This window comes from Methylobacterium sp. Leaf456, assembly GCF_001425465.1.
In the GTDB taxonomy this organism is placed as follows: domain Bacteria; phylum Pseudomonadota; class Alphaproteobacteria; order Rhizobiales; family Beijerinckiaceae; genus Methylobacterium.
In genome coordinates this window covers 1-17,741 of record NZ_LMQV01000034.1, presented here as the reverse complement: position 1 = coordinate 17,741, position 17,741 = coordinate 1, and the positions used below count along the sequence as shown (strand labels likewise).

Annotated in this window: 12 protein-coding genes and 2 pseudogenes; 9 read left to right on the top strand and 5 right to left on the bottom strand. The window is 69.3% G+C overall.

Annotated elements, in window-relative coordinates; all coding sequences use genetic code 11:
- Window positions 1–266 precede the first annotated feature (266 nt).
- Window positions 267–1,790, bottom strand: a complete 1,524-nt coding sequence (gene adh, locus ASG52_RS15670; RefSeq protein WP_056245003.1) for an aldehyde dehydrogenase — start codon at window positions 1,788–1,790, stop codon at window positions 267–269.
- 194 nt (window positions 1,791–1,984) lie between these two features.
- Window positions 1,985–3,691: a serine hydrolase gene (locus ASG52_RS15665; protein ID WP_286159073.1), complete on the bottom strand. Its 1,707-nt coding sequence runs from the start codon at window positions 3,689–3,691 to the stop codon at window positions 1,985–1,987.
- Between the two features lie 252 nt (window positions 3,692–3,943).
- On the opposite strand from ASG52_RS15665, the gene ASG52_RS15660 reads away from it, so the two are divergent.
- The 3 genes from ASG52_RS15660 (at window position 3,944) to ASG52_RS15650 (ending at window position 6,819) form a co-directional block, all read left to right on the top strand.
- Window positions 3,944–4,618 carry a hypothetical protein gene (locus ASG52_RS15660; protein ID WP_286159072.1) on the top strand — a complete coding sequence of 225 codons (675 nt, stop codon included), beginning with the start codon at window positions 3,944–3,946 and terminating at the stop codon, window positions 4,616–4,618.
- Window positions 4,619–5,072: 454 nt separating this feature from the next.
- Window positions 5,073–6,239: a multidrug effflux MFS transporter gene (locus ASG52_RS15655; RefSeq protein ID WP_056245760.1), complete on the top strand. Its 1,167-nt coding sequence runs from the start codon at window positions 5,073–5,075 to the stop codon at window positions 6,237–6,239.
- Window positions 6,240–6,318: 79 nt separating this feature from the next.
- Complete coding sequence (locus ASG52_RS15650; protein WP_056245000.1) at window positions 6,319–6,819, top strand: DoxX family membrane protein; 501 nt, start codon at window positions 6,319–6,321, stop codon at window positions 6,817–6,819.
- Here ASG52_RS15650 and ASG52_RS15645 read toward each other — a convergent pair.
- Window positions 6,776–8,275, bottom strand: a complete 1,500-nt coding sequence (locus ASG52_RS15645) for an MFS transporter (protein ID WP_056244997.1) — start codon at window positions 8,273–8,275, stop codon at window positions 6,776–6,778. The genes ASG52_RS15650 and ASG52_RS15645 overlap by 44 nt on opposite strands.
- A 258-nt stretch (window positions 8,276–8,533) precedes the next feature.
- Between ASG52_RS15645 and ASG52_RS15640 the strand changes: the two genes are divergently transcribed.
- Entirely contained in the window at window positions 8,534–9,430 is an 897-nt protein-coding gene (locus tag ASG52_RS15640; RefSeq protein WP_056244994.1) for a DUF3313 domain-containing protein, read from the top strand.
- 125 nt (window positions 9,431–9,555) lie between these two features.
- Window positions 9,556–10,944 (top strand): tetratricopeptide repeat protein, encoded by a 1,389-nt coding sequence (locus tag ASG52_RS15635; RefSeq protein ID WP_056244990.1) that lies wholly within the window; start codon window positions 9,556–9,558, stop codon window positions 10,942–10,944.
- 72 nt (window positions 10,945–11,016) lie between these two features.
- On the opposite strand, the gene ASG52_RS15630 is transcribed toward ASG52_RS15635, so the two are convergent.
- The gene (locus ASG52_RS15630; protein ID WP_056244989.1) at window positions 11,017–12,276 is read right to left on the bottom strand and encodes a glycosyltransferase family 25 protein; all 1,260 of its coding nucleotides are present in this window, start codon (window positions 12,274–12,276) and stop codon (window positions 11,017–11,019) included.
- A gap of 192 nt (window positions 12,277–12,468) precedes the next feature.
- Entirely contained in the window at window positions 12,469–14,373 is a 1,905-nt protein-coding gene (locus ASG52_RS15625) for a cation:proton antiporter domain-containing protein (RefSeq protein WP_056244987.1), read from the bottom strand.
- A 268-nt stretch (window positions 14,374–14,641) separates the two neighbouring features.
- Here ASG52_RS15625 and ASG52_RS15620 point away from each other — a divergent pair, with 268 nt between their 5' ends.
- The 4 genes and pseudogenes from ASG52_RS15620 to ASG52_RS27300 form a co-directional block, all read left to right on the top strand.
- Window positions 14,642–15,835 carry a hypothetical protein gene (locus ASG52_RS15620; protein ID WP_056244985.1) on the top strand — a complete coding sequence of 398 codons (1,194 nt, stop codon included), beginning with the start codon at window positions 14,642–14,644 and terminating at the stop codon, window positions 15,833–15,835.
- A gap of 33 nt (window positions 15,836–15,868) precedes the next feature.
- Window positions 15,869–16,513 carry a hypothetical protein gene (locus ASG52_RS15615; RefSeq protein ID WP_056244982.1) on the top strand — a complete coding sequence of 215 codons (645 nt, stop codon included), beginning with the start codon at window positions 15,869–15,871 and terminating at the stop codon, window positions 16,511–16,513.
- A gap of 264 nt (window positions 16,514–16,777) precedes the next feature.
- Window positions 16,778–17,004 (top strand): annotated as a pseudogene (locus ASG52_RS28405) (helix-turn-helix domain-containing protein); the annotation flags it as partial.
- Window position 17,005: 1 nt separating this feature from the next.
- Window positions 17,006–17,741, top strand: a pseudogene (locus ASG52_RS27300) (IS630 family transposase); the annotation flags it as partial.

The window sequence follows — 17,741 nt, the reverse complement described above, 5'->3', positions numbered from 1 at the left end:
ACATGGGCACCGGACGCGAAGGGTCCGATTGGAGCGGACGCGCGCTCGATCGGTGAAAGCGGACCGACGCATTGTCTGCACTGGGTCGAAACCAGTCCTTGGCGAGGGCGCCATCCGGGCCTCGCTTAACCGGCAGCGGTCGCGGGTGGGGCTCGGTGAAGATGCGGCACGATCCCGAGGTTTTTCCGCACCGCCGGCTCGCAAAAACAAAAAAACCCCGGCCTTTCGGCCGGGGCTGGAGGTGGGTCTCGGGAGGTTGGAGGTTCTTAGAAGAAGCCGAGCTTCTTGGCCGAGTAGCTGACCAGCATGTTCTTGGTCTGCTGGTAGTGGTCGAGCATCATCTTGTGGGTCTCACGGCCGATGCCGGACTGCTTGTAGCCGCCGAAGGCCGCATGCGCCGGGTAGGCGTGGTAGCAGTTCGTCCAGACGCGGCCGGCCTGGATGGCGCGGCCGAAGCGGTAGGCGCGAGTGCCGTCGCGGGTCCACACGCCGGCGCCGAGGCCGTAGAGCGTGTCGTTGGCGATGGAGAGCGCCTCCTCGTCGTCCTTGAAGGTGGTCACCGAGAGGACGGGCCCAAAGATCTCCTCTTGGAAGATCCGCATCTTGTTGTGGCCCTTGAACACCGTCGGCTGCATGTAGAAGCCGTCGGCGAGTTCGCCGTCGCGGTTGCCGCGGGCGCCGCCGGTGAGGCACTCCGCGCCTTCCTGCTTGCCGATGTCGACGTAGCTAAGAATCTTCTCCAACTGCTCGGAGGAGGCCTGCGCGCCGATCATGGTCGCCGGGTCGAGCGGCGAGCCCTGGGTGATCGCCTCGACGCGCTTGATCGCGCGCTCGATGAAGCGGTCGTAGATCGACTCGTGCACGAGCGCGCGGCTCGGGCAGGTGCAGACCTCGCCCTGGTTGAGGGCGAACATCGTGAAGCCTTCGAGGGCCTTGTCGAAGAAGTCGTCGTCCTCGTTGGCGACGTCGCCGAAGAAGATGTTCGGCGACTTGCCGCCCAGCTCCAGCGTGACCGGGATCAGGTTCTGCGAGGCGTACTGCATGATGAGGCGGCCGGTGGTCGTCTCACCGGTGAAGGCGATCTTGGCGATGCGCGGGTTGGAGGCGAGCGGCTTGCCGGCCTCCAGGCCGAAGCCGTTGACGACGTTGATGACGCCCGGCGGCAGCAGGTCGCCGATCAGTTCCATCACGACGAGGATCGAAGCCGGGGTCTGCTCGGCGGGCTTCAGCACCACGCAGTTGCCGGCGGCGATCGCGGGGGCGAGCTTCCACACCGCCATCAGGATGGGGAAGTTCCACGGGATGATCTGGCCGACGACGCCGAGCGGCTCGTGGAAGTGGTAGGCGACCGTGTCGTGGTCGATCTCGGAGATCGCGCCTTCCTGCGCCCGCACGCAGCTGGCGAAGTAGCGCCAATGGTCGATGGCGAGCGGGATGTCGGCGGCGGTGGTCTCGCGGATCGGCTTGCCGTTGTCCCAGGTCTCGGCCAGCGCGATCAGATCGAGGTTCTCCTCCATCCGGTCGGCGATCTTGAGGAGGATGCGGGCGCGCTCGGCGGGCGAGGTGCGGCCCCAGGCTTCCTTGGCGGCATGCGCGGCGTCGAGCGCCTTCTCGATGTCCTGCGCGTCCGAGCGGGCGACCTCGCAGATCACCTTGCCGGTGATCGGCGAGGTGTTCTCGAAGTAGCGGCCGCTGGCCGGCGCGACCCACTGGCCGCCGATGAAATTGTCGTAGCGCGCCGAGAAGGGCGACTTCGTCTTGGCGTCGGCTAGGAACTCCGGCTTGTTCATCGCGAATCCTCCATCACATTGTTGGTTGGCCGTGCCCGGCGTTCCGCGGGAGAGAAAGCCGATCGGCCCGGCGGATCAAGGTGGACTTTAGGCCAAACCGCTGTTGCAGCGCGGCAAGACACGGCCGGACTTGAGGTTTCCGAGGCGAAAGCGGAACCGTTCCAGACTTGCCTGTCCGCGGGCTCGCTCTTCATTTAGTCCCGATCACCGCGTCTGGCGACCCCGGAGGACCGTGCGGTGCTGCCGGTTTCCGTTTTTACCCGCGTGGCGCCATCGCGGCCGGGGGGCGGGCGGCTCTCGGGGATGCGCGGGCAGGGGGTGTCGAGTCCGCCGCGGTGGAGGACGAGGCCGGTGGTGCGGCCCACGCCGTCGCCCTCGAAGGTGATCTGCGCCTCGACGCTCTTCATGAAGAACGCGCGCTCGTCCTCGGCGTAGAGGATGTGGCGCGGCTCGCCCGTCGCCTGCGCCCACAGCCGGCCGTTCTCCAGCCCGACCGTCAGGACGAGGCCCGGCGCCAGGCTGTAGCGGCCGACATGCGGACTGAGGCGAGCGGGATCGAGCGACACCTCCACCGGCGGCCGACGCGGCTCGGCCAGGATGCGGGCGGCCTCCGCTGGGTCGATCCGCGGGGCGATCCGGTCGCGCCCGTTCTGGTGCAGCACCAGCCCGTTGGGGCGCCCGTCGGGCTCGGTGTCGATCGTGATGCGGGCATCGACCACGCGGGAGAAGAAGGTGCGGTCGCTCTCCGGCACGAAGGCGTTGGCCGGCTGCCCTGTTCCCTGGACCATCAGCCGCCCGCCGTCGCGGCGCACGTCGAGGAAGAAGCGAGGGCCCAGCCGATAGGTCCCGGCGTAGCGATCGAGGATCATGTCTTCGAGTACGATCGGGTCCGGCGTCTCGATGAACCCGAACCAGAGCGCCGCCAGTTCGCGGGCCATCTTCTGCGCCGGGGCGTTCTCGTTGTTGGCGAGCACGATCACCGCCAGCCGCTCGCTGGGGTAGTAATCGGTCATGGCGAGGAAGCCCGGGACCGCGCCGCCATGCGACCACAGCGTGCGCCCATGCGCGGTGCCGACATACCATCCGAAGCCGTAGCCGCGCCCGCCGTCGTCGAACATCTTTTGCCGCGACGCCTCGGAGATGACCTTCCCCGAGAACAGCGCCTCGTCCCAGGCGAGAAGGTCGTCGACGGTGGAATAGAGCCCGCCCGCCGCGTAGGCGACCGAGGAGGCCATCGGCGCCGCGTTGCGCCATTGGCCCTGGCCGAAGCGGTAGCCCGACGCGCGCCGCGGCAGGATCGCGGTGGCGTCGTCGTAGCCGGTGTCCTTGAGGCCGAGCGGCGAAAAGATGTGCTCGGCGAGGTAGCGCGCGTAGGGTTCGCCCGAGGCGAACTCGATGGCGAGCCCCAGCAGCAGGTAGTTGGTGTTGCTGTACTCCACCCGCGCGCCGGGTTCGAACAGCAGCGCCTCGCCCGTCACCAGCTCGACCAGCGCCCGGGCCGGCCGCTCGATCCGCGAGATTGCCGGCAGGTAATCGGGCAGGGCCGTATAGTTGATGATGCCCGAGGTGTGGTTGAGGAGATGGCGCACCCGCACGCCGTCCCAGGCCTTCGGCGCCTCCGGATAGAAGCGGGCGACTGGATCGTCGAGCGAGAGCTTTTCCGCCTCCACCAGCTGGAGGATCGCGGCCGCCGTGAACTGCTTCGTCAGCGAGCCGATGCGGAAGTGGGTGTCGAGGGTGTTTTTGGCGTTCCACTCGCGGTTGGCCAGCCCGTAGGCTTGGCGAAACACCGGCTTGCCGTCCTTGGCGACGAGGATCGTGCCGCTCATCAGCCCGGACTCGCGGTAGGGCTCGATCAGGGCCGCCGCGCGACGCGCGTAATCGGCCGGGGCCGCGTGCACGGGGACCAGCAGGATCGCGAAAACGAGAACGGAGACAAGGGGGCCGGCGTGCAACGGTTCCGGGCTCCGGACGTTTCGGGGGTCTCAGCGAGGGCCTCCCGACGAGGGCGATCACGGTTTTGCCGCGACCCTCCGAGATGATTCCACGGCTTTCCCGGAGCCGCAACCGGGACCGGTTGCCGGCGACCGACCCGCGGTTGCCGCAGGCGGCCCCCGGTTTTCGGGAAAGCCCCACAGCTGAAGGCAGACGACATGACGACATCCGCGCGCATCTGGCTCGCCGCCTCCCTCATCGGAGCGGGCTTCGCCGCCCCCCTCGCGACCGCCCCCGCGCTCGCCCAGAAGGCGGATGCGACCAAGCAGAAGGCCGCTCCCGCGCCAGCGGAGAAGCCTACGGAGGCCCCGAAGCCCGTGGAGCTGACGCAGGCCAAGATCGACGGCGTGCTCGCGGCCCAGCCCGAACTCGCCAAGATCGACGCAGGGTCCCCCGACAAGCCCGATCCGAAGGCCGAGGCCAAGGCGCAAGGAGAAGCCGAGGCCATCGTGAAGCGCAACGGCTTCGCCAGCCTCGACGAGTTCCAGGACACCAGCGAGAGCATCGACGCGGTGCTGGAGGGGATCGACCCGCAGACCAAGAGCTATGTCGGCATCACGCCGCTGCTGAAAAAACAGCTCGCCGCGCTGGAGGCCGACAAGACCATGCCGGCCAAGGACAAGGCGGCGGCGGTGAAGGAGCTGAAGGGCGCCATCGCCGCGGGCGAGCCGGGCGGCAAGCCGCCGGAGGGCAACATCGCGCTCGTGACCCAAAACTACGAAAAGCTGAGCGCGGCGCTGGGGCCGGACGATGCCGGCGACGACAAGGATGCCGGGAAGGACGCGCCGGAGCCCGCGAAGGACGCCTCGGGCAAGGCCGCGGGGAAGAAGTAAGGCGGAGGTTTTCTCCTCATCCCCGCACGCGGGGAGAGGCCTGTAGGGACCTCGTCGTCCTCCAAGAAAGAGAGGCGAAGCCGGAGCGGCGGTGAGGGGGCTTATCCGATCGAGCCACTTCCGTCGAAGCCCCCTCACCGCCGGCTGCCGCCTCGCTTCATGCCCCGACAAGGGGGCATGAAGCCCTCTCCCAGCGCAGCGGAGAGAGGGGATGCGCGGGTGGCGGATTGGTCGATTTGAACCCGCCCCATCCGGGAACGATCACGGCGCGCGGTGTCTTTCCGCACCGACCTCGCCCAGCGCCCGTCCGCACAAGCGGCCCGGCTCCCGCGCTTCAAGGCCATCCGACGTGACCCCATCCCCTCGGCCCGCTCCCGGCAGCGCGACGAATGCCGCCGGGCCGCCCTGGGTCGGGCCGGGATTTGCAGAGTTCGTTGGCATCGTCGCGCTGATGATGGCGGTCACCGCCATGTCGATCGACAACCTGCTGCCGGCCTTTCCGCTGATCCAGCAGCGGTTCGCGGTCGAAGACGCCAACAGCCTCCAGCTCCTCGTCTACGTCTACATGATCGGCTTCGGGCTTGCCCAGATCGTCTACGGGCCGGTCTCGGACGCGCTCGGGCGGCGCAAGGTGCTGCTGGCGAGCCTCGCGATCTATGCTGCCGGCTGCGGGCTGGCCATGGTGGCGCCGAGCTTCGAGTGGCTCTTGGCCTCCCGCGTCATCCAGGGCATCGGCGCGGCGGGGGGAAGGGTGCTCTCGACCGCGATCGTGCGCGACCGCTTCTCGGGCCGCGAGATGGCGAGCGTGATGTCGCTCATCATGATGGTTTTTTTGATCATTCCGATGCTCGGGCCGGCCATCGGCGCGACGATGCTGCTGCTCGGCTCCTGGCACTGGGTCTTCGTCTCGATGCTGGCGCTCGGGGGCATTCTCGCCCTGTGGTTCGCCGCGCGCATGCCGGAGACGCTGCACCCCGAGTATCGCCGCCCGCTGTCGTTCTCGGCGACGATGGAGGCGCTCGGCACCGTGCTGCGCACCCGCGTCGCCATCGGCTACGCCACGGCGCTCGGACTCATGACCGGCTGCATCATGGGCTATGTCGGCTCGGCCCAGCAGGTGTTCGACACCGGGCTCTACCATCTCGGCGCCCTGTTCCCGGTGGCCTTCGGGCTGGTGGCGGGCGCCATGGGGGCGGCGACGCTGGTCAATTCCCGCATCGTCCGGCGGCTCGGGATGCGGACGCTCTCGCATGCGGGCGTCACCGCCTTCACGGCAATCGGGCTGGTGCAGGTCGGGATCGGGCTCGCCTATCAGGGGCAGCCGCCGATCGCGCTGTTCCTCGGGGTGCTGGCGCTCAACCAGTTCCTGATCAGCTTCGTCATGCCGAACTTCAACGCACTCGCCTTGCAGCCGCTCGGGGCGATTGCCGGCACCGCCTCGTCCTTCCTCGGCTTCTACACGACGATGCTCGGCGCCTTTTGCGGCTGGCTGATCGGGCGCGCCTTCGACGGCACGGTGATGCCGGTGACGATCGGCTATGCGAGTTTGGGTGCCCTCTCTCTCCTCGTCGTCGCCTGGACCGAGCGCGGGCGCCTGTACCGGGCAGGGATTTCCGGTTGATGGGCGGATCGGCTTAACCGCCGATTCAGCCTGAACCGACACCGTTCCGGGACTGCCTCTCGTGCCCCGGAGCCCCCCCTTGTTCGGTTCTGCCCAGAACGGCGTCCTCCTCGCCGCCCGCCTCCTCATGGCCGCGGCACTCCTGCCGACCGGCATCGCGCGGGCGCTCAACGTCTCGGGCTTCGCGCTGACGCTGGCGGGCGCCGGCTGCCCGGCCCCGAACGCGGTGGCGACGGCCGCGGTGGTCGTGCAGGTGTTCGGGCCGCTTGCGCTCATCCTCGGGGTGATGCCGCGCATCACCGGGCTCGCCATGGCCGGCTTCGTGGCGGCGATGGCCGCGCTGCTGCACCCGTTCTGGCAGTTCGTGGGCGGCAGCGCCGTGACGGAGCGGACCTTCTTCCTGGCCGATCTCGGGCTGGCCGGCGCCTTCCTGATGTACGCCATGACCGGCCCCGGCGCCTGGAGCTGGCAAGGCTACTTCGCGCGCTCGGGCGCTGCGCCGCAGCCGGCGCGGGCGCCCGCGAAAAAGGCTCCGGCTAGGCGCGCGGGCGGCCGGGCTCCGGCCCGGGCGGCGGCGTAAGCGGCTGCAGCGTCGAGAACGAGCCGTCGCCGGGCCTGGGCACCGCGCCGGGCCCGGCCTCCACGCCCCCCATCCGGCGCTGACCCGACACCTCGGCGCCGGCATCCGGCGCGAGGCGGCGAAAAACGAAGAACGATCCGGCCGAGATGATCGCCACGGCCAGGAAGGCCAGGGAAAAGTCCTCCGGCCGGATGCCCGAATGGCCGTGCCAGCTCGCGGCACCCTCCAGCGCGAGAGCGCCGATGGAGACGCCGAGACTGAGCGAGAGCTGCTGCGCCACGCTCGCCAAGCTGGTCGCCGCGCTCATCTCCCGCGATTCGAGGTCGGCATAGGCGATGGCGTTGACGCAGGTGAACTGAAGCGAGCGCACGCAGCCGCCGAGCAGCAGCACCGAAACGATGATCCAGTGCGGGGTCTCGGCAGTGAACAGCCCGTTGATCGCGAGGAAGGCGGAGGCGATCAACGCGTTCGTTACCATCACCCGGCGGAAACCGTGAGCGCGCAGGATGCGCGGGCCGACGATCTTGATCAGCAGTGCGCCGGCGGCGGCCGCGAAGGTGATCAGCCCCGAATGCAGCGGATCGAGCCCAAAGCCGATCTGCAGCATCAGCGGCAGCAAGAACGGGATGGCGCCGGTGCCGATGCGAAACAGGCTGCCACCCGTCACCGCGGCGCGGAAGGTCGGATAGCGCAGGAGATCGAGGCGGATCAGCGGGTGCTCGGTGCGCCGGGCGTGGCGCAGGTAGAGCGCTATCAGCAAGGCGCCGGTGCCCATGCAGCCCCAGGACACGCCGTCGGGCAGGAGATGGCGCCCGGTCGAGGCGAAGCCGAGCATCATCAGGGCGAGCCCGGCTCCCGAGAGCAGGAAGCCGGGCACGTCGAGCGGCGGGCGCTCTTCTTCCCGGATGTCGCCGATATAGAGCGTGGCCAGCACGATCCCGGCCAAGCCGATGGGAATGTTGATGAAGAAGATCCAGCGCCAGTCGGCGTAGGTGGTGATGAAGCCGCCGAGCGGCGGCCCGAGGATCGGGCCGATCAGCGCCGGGATCGTCAGGTAGGCGAGCGCCCCGACGAGTTCGGATTTCGGGACGGAGCGCAGGATCACGAGCCGCCCGACCGGCACCATCATGGCCCCGCCGATCCCCTGGACGAAGCGGGCGGCGACGAAGCCGAGGAGCGAACTCGACGCCGCGCAGGCGAGCGAGCCCGCCATGAAGACGCAGAGCGCGGCCCGAAACACGTTGCGGGCGCCGTAGCGATCGGCGGCCCAGCCCGAGACGGGAATGAAGATCGCCAGACTCACGAGATAGGCGGTGAGCGCGAGCTTGAGCGCGATCGGGTCTTCGTTCAGGCTCGCCGCGATGGCCGGCAGCGCCGTGGCGATCACCGTGGAATCGGTGTTCTCCATGAACAAGGCGGTGGCGACGACGAGGGGGACGATCTGGGCGGGGCGCATCGGCGGAGACAAGCGCGGGACGGGCGGTTCGGTTGCAACGCTCATATGACGGAGGCCGGCGCCGAGGCCCCCGGAAACATCGTTGCTGAACGGTCACAGGCCCCCGGATACGCCCCGCTGGACCCCTCGGACAGCCGCCTCGTCCTTCCGGCTCGGGCCCGCTACGGCTAGGCTTCCCGTCCGAGACGACACAACCCTTTCCGCCCCGGCGGGACGGCGCATCACCGCGCCGGCCCCGTTCCTCCGCGAAAGAGACTGATGCTGCTGCGGTCGCAATTCTCCCGCCCCTCGATCCGGGCGGCGCGCCTCGGGCTGGCCGCCGCCACGGTGGCCGGCGCGCTCGGCCTGCTCGCCGGCTGCGGCGACGTGGTGCTCACCGACGGGCGCACGCTGACGCGCGCCGACCAGTTCGTGACGAGCGACGCCGTCGCCTCCGAGTCCAAGCTGTTCATCGATCCGACCCTGCCGCAGACGGTCCGCACCGTGCGGATCGTGCCCACCGCGTTCACGGAGGCCGTCTCCGGCCCCGGCCTCGACGCGGTGGAGCGGCGCCTGATCGCCAACGCCGCCGACCGGGCGCTCTGCTACGACCTGTCGCTGCGCTACGACATCGTCTCCGCCGGCCCGGCCGACCTGACGGTGCGCTCGGCGATCACCCGCATCGACCTGACCAACGTGCCGGCGGCGGGCACCACTATCGCGGCCTCGACGGCGATCTCGATTGCCGGACAGGTCGGCGTGGGCTTCGCCAACACGGTGGGCAAGATCCCGGTGCCGCGGGTGCCGATCGGGCTCGGCAGCCTGACCATCGAGGCGGAGGCGCTCGACGCGCGCAAGCGCCAGCGCGCCGCGATGATCTGGGGCGGGGCGGCCAACGCCTTCACCAACTCGGCCCGCTTCTCGGCGGCCTCCGACGCCTACGACCTCGCCGGCGAATTCGGCCAGGATTTCGGCTCCTACCTCGCCACCACCAAGGACCCGTTCCGGGGCGAGTTGCAGATCCCGACCTACGACCGCATCCGCATCACGACTCTGGGCGAGGCGCCCCTCGATCCCGACTGTGCCGTCTACGGCCGCGCGCCCGGCATCGACGGCATCCTCGGCGACATGATCGGCCTGCCGCCGGATTGGACCGACAAGGGCGGATTGCGCTAGAGCATCCCGCGCGGCGCCCGAGCGCCCGGCGACAGTCCGGTCGCCACCTCCGATCGAGCGATCGGCGGCGGCCCTCGTCCCGTGCCTCGACCGAGGCGCGGGGCCAAGCGAGTCAAGGCAGCGGAATGAGTGCGATCCTGGCAGACCTCCTGGCGGGTCCGTCCCCGGACTCCGACAAGGCGCGCGCGAGGCCCTCGGAGAAGGACGACCCCGCCGGCCTCGTCGATTACCTCGCCGGCCAGTTCCTGCAGCAGCCGGACAACCTCCTGCCCCTGGTGCAGCTCGCCGAGCTCCTGAACCGGCAGGACAGTCCCGATGCGGCCGAGCGGCTGGCCGATTTCGTCGTGGCCACAAGCAAGAAGCCGAACGAGGTCCGCTCAGGCCTGATCGCCAAGTTCAACATCGCCCGCCGACGCAAGAACAAGGACGAGATCATCGCTGCCGCCGACGCGATCAAGGCGGTCGATCCCACTTACGTCTCGGCCTATCACGACGTGGTGACGCTGCACATCGACGAGCGCAACTTCGCGCTCGCCCGGCACGAACTGGACGCCGCCCGCGCGCACAACGTCGAGCATACGGCGCTGACGCTCGATGACAGCCGGGTCGATTACTTCGAGGCGTTCCACTACGAGAAGGTCAGCGCCCTGCGCAAGACGCTCCTTCCGGGCACGGACCTGCTCGATTCCGCCGGGATCGAGGCGGAGATCGTGAGCGCCATCGAGAACGAGCGCCCGTATCACTTCCTGCGGCTCGGCGACGGCGAGGGCGTCGCCATCGGCGCGATGCTGTTCGACGACGCCTTCACGGTCGCGCGCAACCACAACCTCGCGCGCAACCTCAACATCTGGTTCGGGCCGAGCAAGCCGGCGATCGAGTTGTTCATCGACCGGCTCCAGGCCCCGCTGCTCAAGGCCATCCTCAATGCCGACCTCGTCGGCATCCCGGACATCCCGCCCCTGCGCAAGACCTGGAAGAGCGAGGAGCGCGGCTATTTCGGCTACGTCAACGTCATCCGGCTGATCGACCGGATCAAGCGGGAATCGCCCGACATCTTCCGGCGGATGAAGTTCACCGGCTGCCACGCCAATGTCGGCCTGCAGACGCGCAACAGCATCCACAACATCCTCAAGAAGGTCGATCGCTGCGCGATCTTCACCTGTCATCCGCAGCTCGAAGGCGTGCTGAAGGAGCGGTTCGGGCTGAAGGAGGTGACCGTCTACCGGACGCCGAGCCGGGCGGCGAGCGCGAACCTGTTCAAGAGCGACCTCACCGCGCCGCACTTCCCGGACGTCTACTATCAGATCCTGCGGGAGATCGAGACGATGCCGCGCGGCACGCTCTGCCTCAACGCCGCGGGCTTCCTCGGCAAGATGTACGCCGACGCCGCCAAGGACCGCGGCGGCATCATCGTCGACATCGGGTCGGTGGCCGATTTCTGGCTCGGCTACCGCTCGCGCCAGTTCACCGAGGGGCTGTCGGAGGCCGATTGGCGGGCTCAGTATACGCTCTGAGAGGAGGAGTCGGGGCGCTGCCCCGACGCCCCGCCGAAGGGCTGATCCCTTTGGGAACCGAAGGATGAGGCACTAGACGCGGTTGAAGCGGGCGGCGCCCAGCGGGCGGTTGTAGCCGAGCGGCAGGCTCGTCATGTAGCCGTTGAGCACGATGTCGGCGAACTCCGCCCCGTGGCATCGGGTGTTGAGAGCCTGGAACAGGACCGAGTCCGGATTCAGCAGCGCGAGTTCCTCGCGCCGGATACTGTGGGCCAGGATGTACCAGTCGGTCCCGGGGGAGTGGAACTTCTCGATCTTCACGATCCGCGCGAGCTTCTCGGCCCCGGATCGGGACAGGATGTAGCCGTCCGCCCCCGGCGCCCGTAGCCCCGGATGACGCCGACTGGTGTCGGCCAGCGCTTCGCCGATCGGCCGGACCGTCAGGCGGTCGGATTCGCCGCAGAGCCGGTTGTTGAAGAAGATGATCTCGGCATCCTCGGGGATCGGCGCGTGGCGCAGGAACGGCTCCAGCGCCATGCTGGCGCAGGTGTCGTCCTCGAACACGGCGGTGAGGTCGGCCCCCTCGTCGGCGGCCTTGCGCCAGATGCGATACTGCGTCGCCTGGTTGCCGAAGCTGCCGTCCTCCAGCCGCCGCAGGGGCTTGCGGAACAGGCCCTGATCGGAGGCCGGGATCTCGTCGACCCGGATGGCCGGGACGATGCGGAAGTCGAGGCCGCCGCGCCGCATCGCCGCCAGGGACATGTCGCGGCGCGCGTAATCCTGAACGAGGTTCACGACCGCCACGTCGTAGCTCCGGCCGGGCCCCGACCGCTCACTCTCGACGAGAGGCCGCTCGGCCTCGATCCGCTTGAGGAGCGAGGCCCATTCCTCATCCTGGCCGCCGCGGGCGATCACCGCCAGGGCCGCGTCGTAGGCGCCCCGATCCACCAGCATCCGCGCCAGGAGCAGGTCGAGGGCCGGATGCGGCCGGCGCTCGCCGTAGTGCTTAGCCAGACGCTCGACCGCCTCGAACAGGCCGAGGCTCTCGTAGCGGCGCAACTGATGCAGGATCCGGGTCGGCGAGGGCACAGTGCCGGCCTCGGCCCGGCGGACGAAGATCCGGTCCGCCGCGGCGATCGACAGGGCGAGCAGGTTGTTCTGCTGGAAGAAGTGGGTGATCTCGGTGATGGAATCGTCGCTGTCCTCGCCGATGACCGCCAGCAACTCCTCCGCGCCTGGATCGAGGAGCGAGGTGCCGCCGGTCTTCACGAGATGGCGGTGCAGCCCCTTGTTGACTCGGTTGAGACGCGCGAACGTCGTCATCACGATGGACTTGAAGCCGGCTTCGCTCATCTTGGACCCGTCTGCGTGCGAAGGCTCGGATGCAGGACAATGCGATGTCCTGTCCCTGGAGACGCCGGCCGCGAGGGCGCGCCGAACGGGCGATCGAGCGTTCCGCCCCGCAATATCGGCAAGCGCGAGGCACCGCAATTGGAGCGTTCGGACGACCCGGAGTGATCGCATGAGGAGACCGAGTCCGCCCACTTACGCGCTCCGGCTCGCCGGCTCCGAGGGGCCGCCCTCGCGCGGTATGGCCGGATCGGCCGCCTTGGCATTTCCCTTGGGCCCCGCCTTGCCGACTGTGCGGCGGGCGCGGAAGGCCGGGCGCTGGTCGGTTTCCTTGCGCTTGAGCATGGCGCGGAACTCCTCGCGGCGCTCGTGGATCGAGGCGATGACGTGGCCCATCGGCACGCCGACATCAACCAGAACGGCCTCCGAGAGTTGGAGCGAGGCCTCGATCGTCTCCGGCACCGCGTCGGTCACGCCCATCTCGTAGAGTTCGGTGGCGTGGCGGGCGTCACGGGCCCGCGCCACGATGGTGAGATCGGGCCGCTCGGCGCGGGCGGCCTGCACCACCGCCTCGACCGCGCTCGGGGTGTCGAGGGTGACCACGAGGGCGCGCGCCGTGGCGATGTCGCAGCGGCGTAGCATCTCGGGATGGGCCGAATCCCCGAAATAGACCGGGCTGCCGAGCCGCCGATGCTCGGCGACGCGGGCCGGGTCGGCGTCCAGCGCCAGATAGGGGATGTCGTGGCGCTTGAGCATCTCGCCGACGAGCCGCCCGACCCGGCCGTAGCCCGCCACGATCACCCGGTTCTGCACCGCCTCCGGCACCGGCTCGGCCCGCGCCCGGCCGAGCTGCGCGCTCGACACGCGCCGACCGACGCGGCGCCCCAGCACCGCGAGCGCCGGAATGGCGATCATGGTGACGGTGGTGACGATCAGGGCGGCGGCGCCGACCGGCTCCGGCACCAGCCCGGCGATCATCGCGCCGCCGATCAGCACGAAGGCGAACTCGCCGCCGGGGCCGATCAGGAGGGCCGTCTCCAGGGCAACCGGACGGGGGATTCCCATGAAGCGGGCGCCGGCCCACAACACCGCGCCCTTGATGACGAGGAGGCCGACCGCGAGGCCGAGGATCGCGCCGGGCGCGGCCAGCAGCTGTGCCGGATCGAGGCTCATCCCGACCGAGACGAAGAACACGCCGAGCAAGAGCCCCTTGAACGGGTCGATCGTCGCCTCGATGGCGCGGCGGTACTCGGTCTCGGCGAGCAGCAGGCCGGCCACGAACGCGCCCAGCGTCATCGACAGGCCGCTCGCGGCGGCGACGAGCGCGGTCGACACGATGACGAGGAGGCAGGCCGCCATAAACAGCTCGGGCGAGCGGGTCAGCGCCACGAGATGGAACAGCGGGCGCAACGCCACGCGGCCGGCGACGACGATGAGAGCCAGCGCGATCGCCGCCTGACCGAGCGCCACGGCGAGCGCCGCGCCGAGATTGCCGCCGTCGTTGCGGCCGAGCACGGCGATGGCGAACAGGATCGGCGCCACCGCGAGATCCTGGAACAGCAGCACCGCGAAGCTGGCGCGGCCGGCGGGCGTGCCGAGCCTCTTCTGCTCGGCCAGCACAGGCAGCACCACCGCGGTGGAAGAGAGAGCGAGCCCGAGCCCGACCAGCACCGCGCCCGCCACCGGCTGGTCGAGCGCCACGAGGATCACGGCGATGATGGCGGCGGACGCGATCACCTGGATCGATCCCAGCCCGAACACAAGCCGCCGCAGCACCCGCAGGCGCTCCCAGGACAGCTCGACGCCGATCATGAACATCAGGAAGATGACGCCGAATTCGGCGAGATGCGCGATCTCGGAGCGGCTGCCGATGGTGACGAGGCCGAGCCACGGATGGGTCTCGGAAAAGCGCCCGAGACCGAACGGCCCGAGGAGCGCGCCCGCGCCGATGAAGCCGAGCACCGGGCTCACCCGCAGGCGGTGGAACAGCGGCACCACCACGCCCGCGGTGACGAGGAACAGGATCGCTTCCTTGTAGCCGCCCGCCTGCGCCCCGGCTTCCGCGGCGATCTGGGTGGCGGCCTGCACGGGTGCGGTCATCGGGAGGTGCGTATGCCTGTCGGTGAGGAGCGGGGGCTTGCCGGGAGGTCCGCCGCCATCATGGGCGGCGGGTCCACGCGGGGGCAACCGCTTTCATCCCGCGCAGCCCCCAAGACGTGAAGAATTTCGCGCTGCGGCAATCGGCACCCCGCCGTCCACCGATGATCGCGGCAGGCGGCACAACTTCGGCACAATGCACGCTTACGCTTGAGTAACCCGATGTTAGGGAATGGTCGGTTCGCCGTTCCGCAGAGGCCCGTCGAGATCGATGTTCAGGAAGTCGCCGAACCGGGACGTGGCGCGCGAGCGGCGCGAATGGGCGCTCGACCAGAGCCGCTGGAAGCATGAGCGCGACGTGGAGCGCGGCTACCGCATCAAGTGGGGCTACGTCTCCATCGCCTACCTCGTCGAGTTCATGGTGATCGGCGCCTCGCTGGCGGGCGCTTGGCTGTTCGCGGATTATTACAGCGACGGCGACAACCGCGCCTTCTACTTCATGCTGCTCGCGCCGCTGGTCTACGCCGCGGTCGAGCTATGCCGCGTGCCGCTCGGCATCCTGGCACGCACCCAGCGCTCGTGGTTCGTGAGGGGGCTCGCCATCGTCGGCATCATCTTCGCCGCGGGCGTGACGACGAAGTCGGTGTCGCAACTCGGCGAGATGATGTTCCATCCCCGCCTGATGGACGCGGCCAAGGCCAAGACCGCCCTCAAGGATGCCCAGGCCGACCGCGACAGCATCGACACGCGGATCGCTGCCGCCAACGCCCGCGTCGAGCAATACGCCGGCGAACTGGAGCAGATCGAGAAGCGCTCCGCCGAGAACGCCTCGCAGCTCGCGGGGCTGCCGGCGCAGCGCTGCGAGCGCGTCTACGGCACCAACAGCCGGGGCGTGCGCTACTCGAACCTCAAATGCGTCACCGACCCGCGCACCGCGACGCTCAACGCCGCGGTGTCCAAGGCCGGAACCGACCGCGGCGCGGTCGTCAAGGAGTTGGAGGAGGCGCGCAAGGCCCGCGGCCTGCTCGACCGGGGGGCTGCCGACCGCAAGGTCGCCGATGCCGAGCAGGCCTACCGCAATTCGGTCAACCGCTCGCAGCTCCACTCCTTCACCGCCATGGTCTACGGCGTCGATCCGATCGAGGTGAGCGACGCTCAGGTCCATGCCTTCCTGCGCATCTTCGTGTTCGTGCCCGCGCTCTGCGCCGCCTTCGCCTCGACGATCCTCGCGCTCTCGGCGGTGTCGGTGCGCCGGACCTTCATGGACGAGGACGACCTCGGCGCCGCGGTGAGCGCCGAGGCCGCGCCCTATCTCCTCTCCTCGGTCGCCGAGACCGTGCGCCAGGAGATCGCCAACAACCCGCTGCGCCCCGCGGCGCGGGAGGGCTCGGTGATCCCGCTCGACCGCCGCACGGCGCCGACCGTGCCGCCGGCTCCGCCCGCTCCCGTGCCGGCGACGGCTTAAGTCTCACGCGTTCCCGTCCAGAGCCCGCCCGCCATGAGTATCCTGACCGACGGCACGCACGAGAACCTCGTGCTGGCGCAGAACGTGAACGGTCGCCTGCGCGCCGAGGCGCGTATGGCCTTCGCCCGCGCCTTCCTGTGGCGGGCGAGCGGGGCGGGCATCTTCCTGGCCTTGGCCGGGATCGGCGTCGGCGCGGCGTCCTATGGCTACGCCTACATGAACCAGTTCGACTCGGCCGCCGAGAAGATCGCGAGCGCGATGCAGGCGGCGCTCTCCGAGGTGACGCTCAAGACCAAGGGCGAGGTGACGCTCACCGACACCGTGCTGAAGCTGGAGCCGCCGCCCGCCGCCGCGGCCTCGCCGCTCGCCGCGGTCCAGGCGGCAGCCGCCGCCAAACAGCCGGAGGGCTCGGCCCCGGTGCGGACCACCTACACGGTGTTCAAGAGCACGCCCTACCTCACCGGCGACATCGTCACCGGCTGGAACTTCGAGGGCACCGGCACGAACCCGACCAAGCAGTTCTGCTACTTCGCCTCGCCGATGAGCCTGTTCAGCACCGACATCAAGCAGGTCAACATCGCGATCGACCGCAAGCTCGTCGAGACGACCAGCCGTGAGTACAACCTCGCCGAACTCGTCAAGAAATGCGTCTGGTACGACAAGAAGCTCGACAATTGATCGGAGCCTCGGCGACGCCGGTCGGCTAGAGCTGTTGCCGACCGCTGCGAGTCGTTCGGGGTTCCCTGGCACGGCGTGATCTGATTCCCTTTGGTCCTCGACAGGAGGATTGATGGGCTCAGCGTTGTCATCCGTTGAAGGGCACGCTCGCCGAGGCCCTCTCCTTAGGGATCAGCTCTAGAGCTGTTGCCGACCGCTGCGAGTCGTTCGGGGTTCCCTGGCACGGCGTGATCTGATTCCCTTTGGTCCTCGACAGGAGGATTGATGGGCTCAGCGTTGTCATCGGATCTGCGCGAACGCGTCGTGAAGGCCGTGTCCGAGGGTGCCTCGCGCCGTCAGGCGGCGGAGCGGTTCGGGGTCAGTCCCGCCAGCGCCATTCGCTGGCAGGAGAGCTTCGAGCGGGAAGGCCGGGTGGCGGCCAAGCCGCAGGGCGGCGACCGGCGCTCGCAGCACCTCGAAGCGCAAGCCGCGTTCATCGTCAAACTGCGCTTNTCGAGCGGGAAGGCCGGGTGGCGGCCAAGCCGCAGGGCGGCGACCGGCGCTCGCAGCACCTCGAAGCGCAAGCCGCGTTCATCGTCAAACTGCGCTTGGATCGACCGACGCTCACCCTGTCGGAGTTGCGCGCCCTGCTGGCCGAACGCGGCATCGCTACCAGCGAGAGCGGCCTGTCCCGCTTCTTCCGGCGCCACGCCGTCACGCACAAAAAAACACGCTCCACGCCGCCGAGCAGCAGCGGCCGGACGTGAGGGCTGAGCGCGAGGACTGGTTCGAGGCTCAGGACGAACTCGACCCGGACAGGCTCGTCTTCCTCGACGAGACGGCGACCACCACCAACATGGTGCGCCGCTACGGCTGGGCCGTGCGCGGTGAGCGCTGCCGCGTCGCGGTTCCGCACGGCCACTGGAAGACCACCACCGTCACGGCCGCCCTGCGCACGAGCGGGATGGCGGCCATGGCCCTGTTCGACGGAGCCACCAACGGCCAGCGCTTCCGGGCCTATGTCACCGACACCTTGGTGCCCGTGCTGAAACGGGGTGACACGGTGATTATGGACAACCTCGCTGCTCACAAGGTGGCCGGCGTGCGCGAAGCCATTCAGGCGGTGGGCGCCAAGCTGCTCTACCTTCCGCCCTACTCGCCGGACCTCAACCCAATCGAGCAAGTCTTTGCCAAGCTGAAGGCTGACTTGCGCAAAGCCGCCGCGCGGACGCTTCCAGATCTGAGGGCG